The following is a 13,739-nucleotide window of genomic DNA, read 5'->3' as shown; positions in this document are numbered from 1 at the left end:
GGCCGCTCGTGCGACCGCGGTCCACATGACCCGATCAGTGGCATCGGCGCGGTCGCACAGGGCGAAGGACAGCTCGTAGCGACCGCAGGCCCGGGACAGCCGGGCCATGGCGGCCAGCGACTCCGGCGTGGGACTCCGCTCGGACACCACGTCGATGGCATGAAACCAGGGCACGAATCGCTCACGCATCTCGTCGGTATCCACGTCGGGGCCGTGGTCCAACGTCCGCAGACACGCCTCGGCCAGCGCCTCGGAACTCACCGTGCCGAGAAAGCGCGCATCGCCGAACCATGGGGCAGCACCCCACGCCACGTCGGGCCGTACCCCCGTGACCGAACCGAGGGCCATCACCGCGTCGTCCATGTTTCCTTCGAGGAACAGGAAGTACGCCTGCGCCAACACAGCGCTCAAGGAACCGTCCCCTTCGAGGCCCCCCTCCAGTTCCGCGCGCCGGTCTCGCCACAACTCGGCGAGGGCCGCATAGGGCTCCGGGTCCGCCGGTGCTGAGGCTATCGCCCCCACCAGAAACTCCACGGCGCTGACCGGGCTTCCGCCGCAGTGCGCCATCACACGAGCGAGACCGACTCCCGCTGCCACTGACTGGTTCGACATCGCCAGAGAATATCCACGACCAAAGATGCTGTGGGCCCTTCCGCTTGCCCGGCGGCACAGCCATCCGTGATCCGTGAGCGACGGCAACCCTGACGGCAACGACGGCACACCGAGGCCGATGATCACCACGGTCGGCAGTCAATCCAGGGAAGGGGTGAGGACCCTCCCGACAAGCTGCCCGATCCTACGGAGCAGAAGGTACCCGTGCCCTGTCGTGCCCGATCGACCGGTAACTGACGGGGAACCACGGTGCTTGACGGACAGCGCGCACGAGAACGACCCCCGACCGATTCAACTGGTCAGGGGCCGTTCACCTGCGGTGGGTGTGGGATTTGAACCCACGGTGACATCGCTGCCACGACGGTCTTCAAGCTTGTGGCCAGCCTGACCGCTCAGGAGCAGCCGCAGGACAAGGCGTAGGCGACGAATACAGCTGCCACGGCAAACGTGCTCCCGCTCCACCAGCCAACCGGCAACGCCGCCCTCGCCTGGCGGGAGAAGCAGCTCCCAGAGCCGCCATAGCCGAAGGAGGCCACCACGGCACCGCCTACACCCCGGTGACGAGCGGGCCGCGCCCCATCCCCAGACAAACGCCAGGCGAGATCACCGCGCACCGGGGACGGGAACTCGGGTCTGTGTTAGTGGAGTCGTGGTCCGAACGGTGCCCTGGGCACACGGTCGCCGAGGGGCCTCCTGCTCCCGGCACCGCTCCGGGGTCACTCCTCGCCGCTGCCGTACGGCCTGGTCAGAATCTCCAGGTTGTGTCCGTTGGGGTCGTCGAAGTACGCCCCGCGGCCGTCATCGTTGTGGTTGATCTCGCCGGGGTGGTGGTGATGCGGGTCCGCCCAGTAGGTCAGGCCCGCCTCGCCGATACGGGCGAAGATCGCGTCGAAGTCGTCCTCGGAGACCAGGAACGCATAGTGCTGTGGGCTGATCGACTCGGCCGTGTCCATGTAGTCCAGCGTCACGCCGTTCGGCATCTGCACCGGGACGAACGGACCGTACTCCGGTGCCACCTCCAAACCCAGCAGATCCGCGAGGAACCGTGCGGACACCATCTTGTCGTGCGCGGCGACGATCGTGTGGTTGAGTTCGACTGCCATCGGTCAGCCTCCTTCCCCCTGGGTGCCAGAACCACTTTCCACGCTAGCAACCGCCCGGGCCGGCGCCATCCGTCTCTGGTCCCGTCCAGCTCCGACCTGCGACCGAGAACCAGGGGAACGAGGACCCTTCCTGGACCCCTATGGACCGGGGTCATCAACGATGAGCTCGTTATCTTCCACCCACAAGGGCACACCCCGCTCCTGAAGCGCATGCAGCGGAGCCAAGAGACCTTCGACGTGAGTGGTGCCGCAGAGTTCAGCGCAGGGACCGCCGCTCGTCTACGTGGCGTGCCGGCACACCCAGGAACACGTCGGGCATCGCAGAGCCATAAAGGATGTTGAACGTCTCCAGTCGATAGGACCAGCCCCCGTCACAACGGCCGACGAACCGGTAGTTGATCTGCCATTGCAGCCATTGGCCGGGAGCCAGACGAACGGCAGGCGGGCACCGGTTGCGTCGTGGCATGGCAAACATGCTCACCTCTGGAGGATCCACGCGCAGTAGCCCATCGGCCTCGCGGAGGATCGTCCCGGGTGCCGACAGATCCCGCATCTGTATTCGAGGCTCAAAGGAATCGGACTCCCGCATGGCGACCTCGTGGAGGGCAGAACTCAAGCCCGGAGGCAGCAAGAAGGCCGTCGGGGCGGCGTTTCTGTGAGCAGCTTCAGAACCGCCACGCGACTTCTTCGTCCACGACGTGCGCACCCGCTGAACGACAGCATCCATGGGCCCAATCATCGGTCGGGACGCCGCACTGCGGCCACAGAGTTACGTGTCGTGCCAGAACCGTGCCAGATCCTGCGGGGAACCACGGGGAACACCGGGCAAAGTTTCGGCGCCATCCCTCGCACTGTCGCGGCTCCGCCGCAGGTCAGCCGAGCAACGGCTCCTAGATCACCTCAGCTTCCCAAGCTGAGAGTGCGAGTTCGATTCTCGTCACCCGCTCCATGACAAAGGCCCAGGTCAGAGACCCGGGCCTTTTGCTGTCCGTGGTGATCAGTTGCCGCGTGCCAGATCCGTGCCAGAACGCTTGTCGGGTGCCATTTCGGTGGTCGCCGCCCGAGCCTTCCGGACGGTGGCGTCGAGGCCCGCGGCGACCTCTTCCTGTCGCTCGTCGTCGGAGTGCTGATAGATCAGCGCCGCCTTCTCGGACGACTGCCCGGCACGCACCACCGTGTCTTTGAGAGTGGCACCGGAACGGGTGGAGAGGGTGTGCCCGGCGTACCGAAGGTCGTAGAGCCGAAGGCCCTCAGACATGCCGCCGATCTCCCGCGCCCTCCGCCACTTCCGGCCGAACGCGCTGCGCCGCAAGGGAGCTCCCTTCCGGAACGCGGAGGGTGTCGAGGTCGACGTCCCGGCGACGAAGACCCGCCAGTTCTTCCGGCCGCATCGGACCGTAGGCTCCGAGATGGACCATGAGCCGCCACCACATCCCCACGGCTTCGGCGAGCGCGTCGACCTGGGCGACGGTGGCGATGCGCCGCTCGGCCGCCTTCTCCTTACCGGCGCCCTTGATCCGGCACAGGTTGCGCTGGATCAGCTCGTCATCAACGCACCATCACACCAGCGCTGGACTCCAGAGCCTCCGACGAAGCCTGGGAATGGCTGTACGAGGGCCGCATCGAGACGAGGAGAGCTCTCCTGTGCTCAGAGCCCTGCACGGTCGCTATCAACCAGGGTGGTACACGCATCACCTGGACGGTCCGACCAGTGGTGGGCTGAGGTGATGGGGACAAGGCCGAGGTCTAAGCTCCCGGCCAGGGGGCGAAGGGGAGGATGCTCGTGGACCAGCAATGGCCGGAGGGATCGAACGCCGATCCTGATGCGGCAAGAGAGCGCTACAACGCAGACATGCAGGCATCACGGGGTGCGATGCGGAATCTGTTTCGTGTGGAACTGCCCATCGCCCACATGGGCTTGGCGATCACGATCATCGCAAGCGTCTTTGTGGGCGTCGTCTGGTCGCCGAGGACGGGCGTGATCATCGCTGGCGCCTTTGCCTCGCTGTTCGTCGTCGCCCTGGCTGTAGCGCTCCTGGCCGGTAGCCGAGGGCGGGACGCCGTACGCGCCGCATACAAGTTCACCTTTGGTTGGGCAGAATGGATCACGCCCTAGCGTCGTGCCCCATCCCTGCCGGATAGACCGGGGAATCACGGGGAACAGCGGTGTCCCACAGGCAATGCCCACGACGACGGCCCCCGACCGTATTTCCTGGTCAGGGGCCGTTCGCCTGTGATGGGTGTGGGATTTGAACCCACGGTGACATCGCTGCCACGACGGTTTTCAACATTGTTCAGGAGGGTTGGCTCGCCCATCAAGACTCCGTCAACCGCCGGTAGCGTGACGCCATGGATGAACCTCGGATCAAGGTGTACGGCTCAGCCACCGAAATCACCATTGCGGCCAACGCAGCCGGGCTGCGGGACCTTGCGGAGCGGCTCATTGGCCTCGCTGATCCCGAGCTCCGAGACGGCTACCACGAACATCTTGAGAGCGGCATCAATCTTGAGGATGGATCGATCAGCCTGATCTTGGAGCGGGACGACAGGGTGTAGAGCTGCGGTACAGCAACGGAGTACAGCAACCACCGCGACCGTGACCGACCGCTACTGACCCCAGACCCGCGACTGACCAGCCCGGCAGACCTCAGCGACCATCCCGCCCGTAGTTCGCATCGAGGGGCACGTGGAAGCACGACCGTCGTGGCGGTGTCGGTCCTGCCGTGCACAATGCCGTCCATGAGTGAGCGCTACGAGGTCGTCTTTTCCTGCTACTTGCGCGACGACACCCCCGAATGGGTCATGGCCGCCCTGCGGTGGCACTTGGGCATGGACGCCGAGTTCCCCGAAGGTCTCGACGACCAAGACGGATACCTGTACCCACTACTCGTTCCCGGTGACTACGCCAACCGCCGGGTGCCCGGTGGAGACGTCGTGTCCCTGCGTCGCGAGGTGCAAGAGTTCACGAGGTCCGGGGAGCGGTACGAATGGGAACTTTTCGCACGCAACGGCTGGATTGATGACTCCATGCTTTACCTCCGGAGCCTGTTGGACCTGCTGGCCCCACACATCGCGCAACCCGGCCATGGGGGCCACTTCCGCCACATATTCGACACCGAAGCGACTGTCTTCGACTTCCGCGATGGAACGTACGAGCCCATCAAGATCTGGGGTGTCGACCCGCTGTGACAGGCGGCAACGGGTTCGCTCCCCGGGTGACCCATCGAACGGAAAACAGCGGCGAAACACGGGCCGACCGCTCCAGGACGAAGAGCGGTCGTGCCACAACCGTGCCAGAACGTGCGGCGTCCCACGGTGAATCAGGGTGCGCGACGGTACGTGATGCCGGACTCTGCTCAGGACAAGGAACCCAAGGTCGGCTCGGGACCGCCCAACCTCGCTCCTGAAGCGGTGCTACGCGATGCGTGTGAGACGTCCCGGCATATGGAGGCACCATGTCATCATCGGGCGATGCTGACTGAGGAGGACGCGCGCCGACTGGTGCTTGCCGAGATCGAAGGCATACGGGGCTGCATCGAGTACGACCTTCAGATCTTGCGCGTAGAGGACTTGCCGTTCGGGTGGATCTGCTACTGGGGAGCGGTCGGTGATGGACAGAGTGAACAGCGCCCTCGGTTGGGAGGCAACGGCCCTTTCTTGGTGGATCGTGAAAGTGAGCGGTTGATCCCAACTGCTACCAGCGTTCCCGTGGCCCGTCAGATCGCCGACTACGAACGGCGACTACGACGCGAAGCTCACGCCCGGAACACGGCAGCGAAGCGAGCTGCACAGCAGTGCAGTACCGCAACCCCAGCGACTGCCCCTGACCGCTGCCGTCCCTCCAGGGCCTCGAAGCGACCGGAATGACCGTCACCTCGACCATGCCCTCATGCCCCCAGGCGGTCAGCGCCGTACGTACCAGGCTGCGAGCAACGCCCGAGCAAGCCTACGAGTTCCTCGGCGAGGTGATCGAGGCCGTCAACGACGCCGAGACACACACCGCCTTCCTCCAGACCCTGGACGCCCTCGTCGTCGAGTGGCGGGACGTACCGAGGCCCCATGGCTCCCTCGCCGGGTCAAACCCGTAGAGGCTCCCCCGATCTCGCGAGGAAAGAGGCGTCCAGGCTCTCCTTCGGGAGGGTCGGGGCGCCTCGTGCTGAGACCGCGCGGCCCATGGCTTCACAGCCGTCTTGCTGTGCTACTTCAATCGTCAAGCTCTTCTACGACTACATCGCCGACTTCGACTGTCCGACTCCATAGCCGAGGTAAGAGCCCTCTATGGGGGCGCTCAAGATTTTCCAAGAGATGAAGGAACAAGGGGGGTAACTGTGAAAAGCGGGCCGCTGGCATCGCGCTGATCGATGTCGCAAGGTTGCGTCGTGCTCTGGTCGGGGTGCCGTTGCCGAGGGCGGCGGATGGTCGGCTGATGCTGGCTGTGGATGTCTCGCCGTGGCTGCGGCCGGACGCCAACACGTGTGCTGACCCGTCCTTTTGCCACATGTTCGGCCGGGACGAGGGCAAGCATCAGCCCACACCGCATTCCAGAGCGGACAACCAAGGTCAACAGCGGCTCGCCCCCGCCTCGTTGAGGTCCGCCTTCGAGCGCGTATGACCAGGTCAGAAGCCGTTTCCCCGCCGAAGCGCCGTCGCTTCCCAAGCTGAGAGTGCGAGTTCGATTCTCGTCACCCGCTCCATATGAAACCCCAGGTCATTGCCGCGACGGCTGCCGGATCGTCGGCGCGCTAGCGGTCGACCCGTGGTGTGATCTGCTGGTCGATGATGTCGCGGAGTTGGCGACGGCCGGCGATGCCGAGCTTGGGGTAGGAGCGGTACAGGTGTGAGGCGACGGTGCGGGGGGACAGGAACAGACGGTCGGCGATCTCGCCGTTGGTCAGGCCGTGTCCGGCGAGGATGACGATCTCGCGCTGTTGAGCAGTGAGGCCGTCCAGCGCGCCCGGGGCGCCCGGGGCGCCCTGCGGGGCTTGCACCGTTACGCCGCAGGCACGCAGCTCGGATTCCGCGCGCCGGGTCCACGGTGCCGCGCCCAGACGGCGGAACGTTTCCAGGGCGGTCACGAGGATGGGCTTGGCGTCGTTGATCCGTCGCTGCCGGCGCAACCATTCCCCGTAGTCCAGCTGAAGCTGGGCCCGTTCGAACGGCCACGTGTCTCCGGTGGGATCGGCCAAGGGCGCGGCGAAGTGGGCTTCGGCGCTGTCGGGCTCGGCGAGCAGTCCTCGGGCGCGGGCCGTGAGTTGTTCGAGGCGCGGCCCGGGCGCGGGGTCCAGGCGAGCCAGCGCTCGCTCCAGCAACGTACGTGCTTCGAGGCGCCGTTCGGCGCGCACCGCCGCAGCGGCGAGGTCGGCGACGGCGAGGTACGAGAAGTGATGGTGCAGGGGTGTGCCGTCGGCGGCGAAGAGCTGGCTGAGCTGCGCGTACGCGGTCACGTAGTTGCCCTGGGCCAGAGCGGCGAGACCTGCCGTCTGCCAGATCCTGGCGGCGAACCCGCGGTATTCGGAGGTGTCCACGGCGGCGCGCACGCGGGCCAGCAGCGGTGCCAGCTGGTCGTGTTCGCCGCGCATGGCCGCCACGATGGCCGTGGTGAGGTCGGCCGAGCCCGCGACGGTTTCCATCTTGTAGGCGGCGGCGATGTCGCCCGCCTCTCGGGCGGCGGCGAGTGCGTCGTCCCAGCGCCCGCTGTCGACACATGCCCATTCCAGTGCCGACAGCACGCCGCCGCTCGCACCGCGCACGCCCGGGGCGCGCAGCCGGCTGAGGGCTTCGCGCAGCACCCTGACCGCCAGTTCGGTTTCGTCCAGGACCCAGGCCGCCGCGCCGAGCGTACCCGGGTCCGAGAGGGATCCTCCCGCCGTGCGCCGCAGGCGGGGGACGGTGTCGGCTCTTTCGCCGAACGGGTCCGTGCAGGCCCGGATCCAGATCCGGTACTCGTCGGCGCGGCCGGCGGGCCAGTCCTCGGCCGACGGCGGTGGCCCGTCCTGGGAGTCGAGCACGTCGAGGGCGGCACGTGCCTTGGCGCAGAGTTCGGGGAGTCCGGTCTGGTGGGCGACCGTGGCGGACATCCAGGCGGCCTGCCACGCGATGGCCGGTAGCCTCGGGGATGCCTCGGCGGCGACGGACAGGAGTGTGTCGAACGCGTCGGCGTTGCGGTTGGACCACAGCAGGGACCAGCCTATGTCCAGCCGGGCGGCGATGCGCAGGTCCGGGTCGGAGGTCAGCGTGAGTACCCTGCCCGCCAGTTCGCGTACCCAGTCGGCCTGTCCGGCGGGCAGGGCGAGTTCGGCGGCGGCCAGCAGTCGCCGGGCCTTGTCGGGTTCGCCGGGGCTCAGCTCGGCGGCGCGTTCGAGGGCGCGTGCCGCCGCGGCGGCGCCGCCGCGGCGCTGTGCCTGGGCCGCGCTGTCTTCGAGCAGTGCGGCCAGGTGCTCGTCGGGTTCCAGCGCGGCGGCCGCCAGGTGCCAGGCGTGGCGGTCGGGCTGGTCGCGGAGCGCGTCGGCGACCTGTCGGTGCGCCGCGGCCCGCTCGGCGAAGGGCACGGCATGGTAGACGGCCGACCGGGTGAGCGGATGGGCGAACCGAGGGCCCGGCGTGTCCAGCCGGATCAGGCCCGCCGCTTCCGCCGGGGCGAGCGCGTCGGCGGAAAGCCCTGGTACCGCCGTGGTCAGGTCCGGGCTGTCGACGGCCGCGGCGAGCAGCAGCGCGGATCGGGCCGCCGAGGGCAGAGTGATGTACTGGGCGGCCATGAGGGCGGTCAGTTGCCCGGTCAACGGCAGCGGCTCGGCGGTCCATCGGCGCCCCGCGTCGGGATCCGTGGCGATCACCCTGGCCAGCTCGATCAGTGCCAGTGGGTTGCCGACCGCCTGGGCCAGCACCTGTTCACGCAGCCGACCGTGCGGCGGGCGCGGTAGCGCGTCCAGGAGCAGGCCCGCGTCCGACCGGGTGAGTGGTCGCAGCAGGAGCTGCGGCAGGTCCCGCTCGAAACCGGCGGGAGGTACGTTCCCGCGGGCGCCGACCAGCAGCACGAGCTGCTCCGATTCCAGGCGGCGAGCGGCGAAGGCGAGCGCGTCGAGGGAGGCACGGTCCAGCCATTGCGCATCGTCGGCTGCCACCAGCAGCGGCTGCTCGTCGGACAGCTCGGACAGCAGGGTGAGTACGGCGATCCCGGTGAGCAGGGCGTCGGGCGGCGCGGGGGCGTCGGAGAGCCCGAACGCACCGCGCAGCGCCTCGGCCTGACGGGTCGGCAGGCGGGCCACGCGGTCCAGCACCGGGCGTAGCAGCTGGTGCAGCCCGGCGAACGCCAGGTCCTTCTCCGACTCCGTGCCGGTGGTCGCCAGCACCCGCATCCCCGCCGCCTGGGCCTCGCGCGCGGCTTCGGCCAGCAGGACGGTCTTGCCCAGACCCGGATCGCCCAGGAGCAGCAGAACGTGGCTTTCCTTGTGGGGCGGGGCGATCAGTTCCCGTAGCAGGGACAGCTCCTCTCGCCGCCCGATCACGTTCGTGTCCTTGCGGGTCATCGCGGAATCGCCACCCTCACCCGGCCGAATACAGGCCCGCACACAGCCAAGGTGATCCGGTCACGCGAGGCCGTGTGCAGTCAGGTTGCGGATACCGGACGGCCGCTGCGCGGCACAGGGTTGAGTGTATGGATGCTGTCCCCTGCGCGCGATGGAACGCGGGTTCGTGATGCCGTATGTCATGGTCGGCCGGGAGAACACCGGTGACATCCGGATCCACTACGAGGACCACGGCGCGGGCCCGCCCGTCGTCCTGGTCCACGGCTACCTCGCCGACGGGCGCTCGTGGGAGAAGCAGGAAGCGGCTCTGCTCATGGCCGGGTACCGCGTCATCAGCTACGACCGGCGCGGCGGCGGCGACTCCGGCCGGCCGACGGTGGGCTACGACTACGACACGCTGGCCGCGGACCTGAACATACTGCTGGAAGTCCTGGATGTGCTGGACGCGGTGCTCGTCGGCTGCTGCTCCGGCACCGGGGAACTGACCCGGTACCTGGGAAGGCAGCGGCGGGTCCGCGGCGTGGCGCTGCTGGCGCCTCTGCCGCCGTTCCTGCCCCGTTCCGACGCCAACCCGGAGGGCATCGCCCCCGGCGTCCTCGACGCCTTCCTCGGCGAGCTGTCCGCCGACCGCCCGGCGGCGATCAAGGCCTACCTGGACCGGTACTACAACATCGACTACTACAACACCGACTACCGCAACACCGACCTGCTCGGCGGGAGCCGGGTGAGCGACCAGGCGTGGCAGAACAGCTTCCACGTCGCGCTCCGGGTGTCCGCGGTCGCGGCCCTGGGCTGCGCGGTCGCTTGGCGGGAGGACTTCCGGGACGACGTCGCCCGCATCACGATCCCCGTCCTGATCGTGCAGGGCGCTCAGGACAGGGTCATGCCGCCCGGCGCGACCGGGAACCGCCTGGCCGTGATGCTGGCCGACGCCCGCCTCGCGGTGATTCCGGACGGCGGGCACGCGATCATCTGGACGCACGCCGCCCAGGTCAACCAACTGCTCGTCGGCTTTCTGCAAGCCCTGTGACGCGTACGTCAGGCGGCGAGGAACTCCAGCAGAGGCTGGTTGACCTCTTCGTGGTGCGTCCAGCAGATGTTGTGCGGGCCGCCCCCGACGCTGACCAGCCTGAGATCCGCGACCACGGCGGGCAGTCGTCCCGCCGTGGCCTCGAACGCCTGGCCGTCGACGCCCTCAGGATTGTCGGCCGCCTTCAGCAGGAACGGCGGGACCGTCCCGATCAGCACGGCCTTGTCCACCCTGCCCGAGCCGTACGTGCCCGGTGCCCATCGAGAACCCGCCGAGCACCGCGCCGGTCGTAGCCGGTCGCGGGCTTGCTCGACGGGCCGAACACCCCCGCCGGTCGTAGGTGATCACCCGGTATCCGGCGGCCGACAGGACGCGTTCCTGCCGTTCCCAGGAGTGGCCGTTCAACGGGTGGCCGACTGTGCGCGGGCTTGGGCCGACCCAGGTATCCGCAACCTGACTGCACCTCCCCCGCGGCGGCCCGGTGCAGTCAACATGCGGATTCCGCCGCCGCGCCGCGGCTGATTCGCTCGGGTCATGGAGCTCAACTCGTACTCAGGTCTGCCGAACGAGCGGGTCAAGGCCGCGAACGGCATCGACTACACGTACCGCGACACCGGCCCGACGGACGATGCCTCCGGTGTGCCGCTGGTCCTTCTCCAGCACTTCCGTGGAAACCTCGACAACTGGGATCCGGCGCTGATCGACGCGCTGGCACCGGCCCGGCGTGTCATCGCCTTCGACAACGCCGGAGTCGGCGGCTCCACCGGGACGACTCCGAACACCGCGGACCAGATGGCACACGACGTCATCGCCTTCATCGAGGCGATCGGAGCCCTGGGCCTTGGCCAGGGCCCGGTCGATGTACTGGGATTCTCCCTCGGCAGCTTCGTCGCGCAGCAGATCGCCCTGACCAGGCCGGCGCTCGTCAGAAGGCTGGTCCTCGCCTCCTCGGCGCCGCAGGGCGCCGACGGCATGCACGGCTGGGCCCCCGAGGTCATCGACGCTGTCGGCAACCCTGAAACCAGCCCTGCGGAATACTTGAGCGTCTTCTTCACCGGATCCCCGGCAAGCCTGCAGGCCGGCCGGCAAACTCTGCAGCGGATCTACGGCGCCCGGAGCGAAGACCGGGACACGGCGACCAACTGGGCGACCCGCGAGGCGCAGTACGACGCGGTGTGCACGTGGGGGATCCCCGATCACGCGAAGCTCCAGCGGCTCAGCTGTCTGAGGATGCCCGTGTTCGTGGCGAACGGCGACAGCGACCCGATGATCCTGCCGCACTACTCCCACCTGCTCGCGGGTCTGATCCCGCAGGCCCGCGTGAAGATCTATCCCGACTCGGCGCACGGGTTCCTGTTCCAGCACCACGCGGAATTCGCCGCGGACGTCGACGCCTTCCTCGGCGGCCCTCGATGACCGGCACCCACATGATCGTCCTGCCCGGCGGCGGGTACGCCGAACACGCTTCGCACGAGGCCGAGCCGGTGGTGGACTGGCTCGGCGACCTGGGCGTGCGGGCGAGCGTGTTCCGCTATCCGCTCCGCGCCCGGCACCCGGAGCCGCTCAACGCGCTGCGCGCCGAGATCCGCCGCCGGCGGGCGGCCGGCGCACAGCGCATCGGTCTCATCAGGTTCTCCGCGGGAGGTCATCTGGCCGGGCTGGCCGCCCTCGCGCCGGGCGCCTCGCCCGATGAGGCGGTGGACTTCGCCGTGCTCGGTTACGCCATCACCTCGATGGAGACCGAGACCTACCGTCCGGCCCGGGCGATCCTTCTCGGCGAGGACGCCGGCCCCGAGCTGCGCCGGTCGACATCGCTGGACTCGCTGGTCACGCCCCAGTCGCCGCCGTTCTTCGTCTGGCACACCGCGGAGGACCCCTATGTCCCCGCCGAACACACCTACCGCCTCGCCGCGGCGCTCGCGGCCGGCCAAGTCCCCCACGCCGTACACGTGTTCGCCCATGGCCCGCACAGCCTCGGCCTCGCCCGGAACGCCGGCGAGGCCGCGATATGGACCACGCTGGCGGAAGCCTGGATCCTCGAACAGGCGTGACCGTCGCCTACATCACTGGTCCCCGGCCATCGCCTGCAGCTCCGCGATCTGCTTGCGCGCCGCGGCGACGAGTTCGTCGTTGGTGTTCGCGTGACCGCCCAGCCCCCACCCACCGGGCACGGCCTCGGTCAGCAACACCCAGGTGCGGTCCGCGAGCGTCGGGTCGTCGGCGGCCTCCGCGACCATGCCGGTGAACCGGCTCACCACCGCGATCTGTTTGTCGCGGTCGAGAGCACCCGCGTTGGTCAGCACCTGCACGCGTACGTAGGTGGACGCGCCATCGACGTTCGACAGGTCGCCTGCCGGCAACTCGTGGATGAAGGCCGCGGTGTTCTGGCGGAACATCGGGATGTCCGGAACCTCCTCGATGGCCATCAGGGTGGCAGCGAGGTCCTTGGCGAGCTGGTGCCCGTCCGTGAATGTGCCCGCTGTGGCGTACACGTCGATCATGGGCATTGCGTACTCCTTGGGTACTCCTTGGGTGCTACCACCACTTGGCTTCGAGCGCGCGGTCGGTGCCGCCGGTCCGGTCGAGCGCGTCGAGTTCGGCCATGTCGTCGGCCGACAGGGTGAAGTCGTGGATCTGCGCGTTCTCGTGGATGCGGTCGCGGTGCGTTGATTTCGCCACGACCACGAGTCCGTGCTGCAGGCCCCAGCGCAGCAGCACCTGTGCCGGTGTCCGGCCCGTCCGTCGGGCGATCCCGGCCACGGTGGTGTCGTCGACGTACCGGCCGGTGCCCAGCGGGCTGTAGGCCTCGACAGCGACGTCGAACCGACCGCAGGCGTCCAGGAGCGCCCGCCGACGGTGCCGCGGGTTGAACAGGATCTGGTTGACGGCGGGCGGAACTGTTCCCGCGGCGATCACGGCCTCGAGTTCGGCCGCGTCGTAGTTGGAGACCCCGATGGAACGGGCCAGTCCCCGCTCCTGGGCACGTTCCATGCCGGCCCAGGCCCGGGTCGGGCCGCCCTCGGGCCAGTGGACCAGGTAGAGGTCGATCTGCTCCAGGCCGAGACGACGAAGGCTGCCTTCTGCCTGGGCGACCGGATCGTTGCCCCGTGGGTGGAACTTCGTGGTGATGAACACCTGGTCGCGCGGTACGCCGCTGTCGCGGAGGGCGCGGCCGACGCTTTCCTCGTTGCCGTATGCCTGAGCCGTGTCGATATGCCGGTAGCCGGCGTCGAGCGCCCAGCGCACGGCGTTGACGCACTCACGCCCGGCTGGCACCTGCCAGACGCCGAGGCCGAGCACTGGCACCTGGTTCCCGTCCGCCAGCAGGCGCGCGCCGCCCCCGGATGTGGCTGCGTTCAGGTTCATGAGCAACAGCATCCGGCAACGCACCGTGGGGTGGTATCAGCAACATGACTGCAACCGGCCGCGGCCAGGGTCTGTCCGGCGGGTCAGGTAGCAGGAAAGCAA

General features: G+C 68.4%; 12 protein-coding genes and 4 pseudogenes. 8 read left to right on the top strand and 8 right to left on the bottom strand.

The annotated features are described in order from the left end of the window. From ACFVWD_RS33205 to ACFVWD_RS33190, 4 genes and pseudogenes are all read right to left on the bottom strand, one after another. Window positions 1–612, bottom strand: a pseudogene (locus tag ACFVWD_RS33205) (hypothetical protein); the annotation flags it as partial. 716 nt (window positions 613–1,328) lie between these two features. Further along, window positions 1,329–1,715: a VOC family protein gene (locus ACFVWD_RS33200; RefSeq protein WP_389601463.1), complete on the bottom strand. Its 387-nt coding sequence runs from the start codon at window positions 1,713–1,715 to the stop codon at window positions 1,329–1,331. Window positions 1,716–1,971: 256 nt separating this feature from the next. Further along, window positions 1,972–2,442: a hypothetical protein gene (locus ACFVWD_RS33195; protein WP_389601461.1), complete on the bottom strand. Its 471-nt coding sequence runs from the start codon at window positions 2,440–2,442 to the stop codon at window positions 1,972–1,974. Between the two features lie 270 nt (window positions 2,443–2,712). Continuing rightward, window positions 2,713–3,268, bottom strand: a pseudogene (locus ACFVWD_RS33190) (site-specific integrase); the annotation flags it as partial. Between the two features lie 230 nt (window positions 3,269–3,498). Here ACFVWD_RS33190 and ACFVWD_RS33185 point away from each other — a divergent pair. From ACFVWD_RS33185 to ACFVWD_RS33165, 5 genes and pseudogenes are all read left to right on the top strand, one after another. After that, window positions 3,499–3,831, top strand: coding sequence for a hypothetical protein (locus tag ACFVWD_RS33185; RefSeq protein WP_389601460.1), 333 nt, complete (start codon window positions 3,499–3,501; stop codon window positions 3,829–3,831). A gap of 233 nt (window positions 3,832–4,064) precedes the next feature. Then, window positions 4,065–4,271, top strand: coding sequence for a hypothetical protein (locus tag ACFVWD_RS33180; protein WP_389601459.1), 207 nt, complete (start codon window positions 4,065–4,067; stop codon window positions 4,269–4,271). A 183-nt stretch (window positions 4,272–4,454) separates the two neighbouring features. Continuing rightward, the gene (locus tag ACFVWD_RS33175) at window positions 4,455–4,904 is read left to right on the top strand and encodes a hypothetical protein (RefSeq protein ID WP_389601457.1); all 450 of its coding nucleotides are present in this window, start codon (window positions 4,455–4,457) and stop codon (window positions 4,902–4,904) included. A 674-nt stretch (window positions 4,905–5,578) separates the two neighbouring features. Continuing rightward, complete coding sequence (locus ACFVWD_RS33170) at window positions 5,579–5,803, top strand: hypothetical protein (protein ID WP_389601456.1); 225 nt, start codon at window positions 5,579–5,581, stop codon at window positions 5,801–5,803. 269 nt (window positions 5,804–6,072) lie between these two features. Beyond that, window positions 6,073–6,252 (top strand): annotated as a pseudogene (locus ACFVWD_RS33165) (transposase); the annotation flags it as partial. A 205-nt stretch (window positions 6,253–6,457) separates the two neighbouring features. On the opposite strand, the gene ACFVWD_RS33160 reads toward ACFVWD_RS33165, so the two are convergent. Beyond that, the gene (locus ACFVWD_RS33160) at window positions 6,458–9,241 is read right to left on the bottom strand and encodes an AAA family ATPase (protein WP_389601454.1); all 2,784 of its coding nucleotides are present in this window, start codon (window positions 9,239–9,241) and stop codon (window positions 6,458–6,460) included. A gap of 151 nt (window positions 9,242–9,392) precedes the next feature. Here ACFVWD_RS33160 and ACFVWD_RS33155 point away from each other — a divergent pair, with 151 nt between their 5' ends. After that, the gene (locus ACFVWD_RS33155; RefSeq protein ID WP_389601452.1) at window positions 9,393–10,271 is read left to right on the top strand and encodes an alpha/beta fold hydrolase; all 879 of its coding nucleotides are present in this window, start codon (window positions 9,393–9,395) and stop codon (window positions 10,269–10,271) included. A 104-nt stretch (window positions 10,272–10,375) separates the two neighbouring features. Here the strand turns inward: ACFVWD_RS33155 and ACFVWD_RS33150 are convergent. Beyond that, window positions 10,376–10,685, bottom strand: a pseudogene (locus ACFVWD_RS33150) (alpha/beta fold hydrolase); the annotation flags it as partial. Between the two features lie 120 nt (window positions 10,686–10,805). Here ACFVWD_RS33150 and ACFVWD_RS33145 point away from each other — a divergent pair. Together ACFVWD_RS33145 and ACFVWD_RS33140 are read left to right on the top strand one after the other, a co-directional pair. Then, window positions 10,806–11,687, top strand: a complete 882-nt coding sequence (locus tag ACFVWD_RS33145) for an alpha/beta fold hydrolase (RefSeq protein ID WP_389601450.1) — start codon at window positions 10,806–10,808, stop codon at window positions 11,685–11,687. Further along, entirely contained in the window at window positions 11,684–12,322 is a 639-nt protein-coding gene (locus ACFVWD_RS33140; protein WP_389601448.1) for an alpha/beta hydrolase family protein, read from the top strand. The genes ACFVWD_RS33145 and ACFVWD_RS33140 overlap by 4 nt, the downstream gene beginning before the upstream one ends. Before the next feature lie 12 nt (window positions 12,323–12,334). On the opposite strand, the gene ACFVWD_RS33135 is transcribed toward ACFVWD_RS33140, so the two are convergent. Further along, window positions 12,335–12,778, bottom strand: coding sequence for a 4-oxalocrotonate tautomerase family protein (locus tag ACFVWD_RS33135; RefSeq protein ID WP_389601447.1), 444 nt, complete (start codon window positions 12,776–12,778; stop codon window positions 12,335–12,337). Between the two features lie 28 nt (window positions 12,779–12,806). Continuing rightward, window positions 12,807–13,637, bottom strand: a complete 831-nt coding sequence (locus ACFVWD_RS33130; protein WP_389601445.1) for an aldo/keto reductase — start codon at window positions 13,635–13,637, stop codon at window positions 12,807–12,809. Between the last annotated feature and the right edge of the window lie 102 nt (window positions 13,638–13,739).

Origin of the sequence: Streptomyces sp. NPDC058086, assembly GCF_042885015.1 — a bacterium.
Classification (GTDB): Bacteria; Actinomycetota; Actinomycetes; order Streptomycetales; family Streptomycetaceae; genus Streptomyces.
Note: the sequence above shows the minus strand (reverse complement) of the source record. Positions and strands in the feature narration are given on the sequence as shown.

What these genes read in the sequence shown, in the direction of transcription:
- ACFVWD_RS33200 (WP_389601463.1), bottom strand. Translation starts at nt 1,715, where the DNA reads ATGGCAGTCGAACTCAACCACACGATCGTCGCCGCGCACGACAAGATG.
- ACFVWD_RS33195 (WP_389601461.1), bottom strand. Translation starts at nt 2,442, where the DNA reads ATGGATGCTGTCGTTCAGCGGGTGCGCACGTCGTGGACGAAGAAGTCG.
- ACFVWD_RS33180 (WP_389601459.1), top strand. Translation starts at nt 4,065, where the DNA reads ATGGATGAACCTCGGATCAAGGTGTACGGCTCAGCCACCGAAATCACC.
- ACFVWD_RS33175 (WP_389601457.1), top strand. Translation starts at nt 4,455, where the DNA reads ATGAGTGAGCGCTACGAGGTCGTCTTTTCCTGCTACTTGCGCGACGAC.
- ACFVWD_RS33170 (WP_389601456.1), top strand. Translation starts at nt 5,579, where the DNA reads ATGACCGTCACCTCGACCATGCCCTCATGCCCCCAGGCGGTCAGCGCC.
- ACFVWD_RS33160 (WP_389601454.1), bottom strand. Translation starts at nt 9,241, where the DNA reads ATGACCCGCAAGGACACGAACGTGATCGGGCGGCGAGAGGAGCTGTCC.
- ACFVWD_RS33155 (WP_389601452.1), top strand. Translation starts at nt 9,393, where the DNA reads ATGGAACGCGGGTTCGTGATGCCGTATGTCATGGTCGGCCGGGAGAAC.
- ACFVWD_RS33145 (WP_389601450.1), top strand. Translation starts at nt 10,806, where the DNA reads ATGGAGCTCAACTCGTACTCAGGTCTGCCGAACGAGCGGGTCAAGGCC.
- ACFVWD_RS33140 (WP_389601448.1), top strand. Translation starts at nt 11,684, where the DNA reads ATGACCGGCACCCACATGATCGTCCTGCCCGGCGGCGGGTACGCCGAA.
- ACFVWD_RS33135 (WP_389601447.1), bottom strand. Translation starts at nt 12,778, where the DNA reads ATGCCCATGATCGACGTGTACGCCACAGCGGGCACATTCACGGACGGG.
- ACFVWD_RS33130 (WP_389601445.1), bottom strand. Translation starts at nt 13,637, where the DNA reads ATGAACCTGAACGCAGCCACATCCGGGGGCGGCGCGCGCCTGCTGGCG.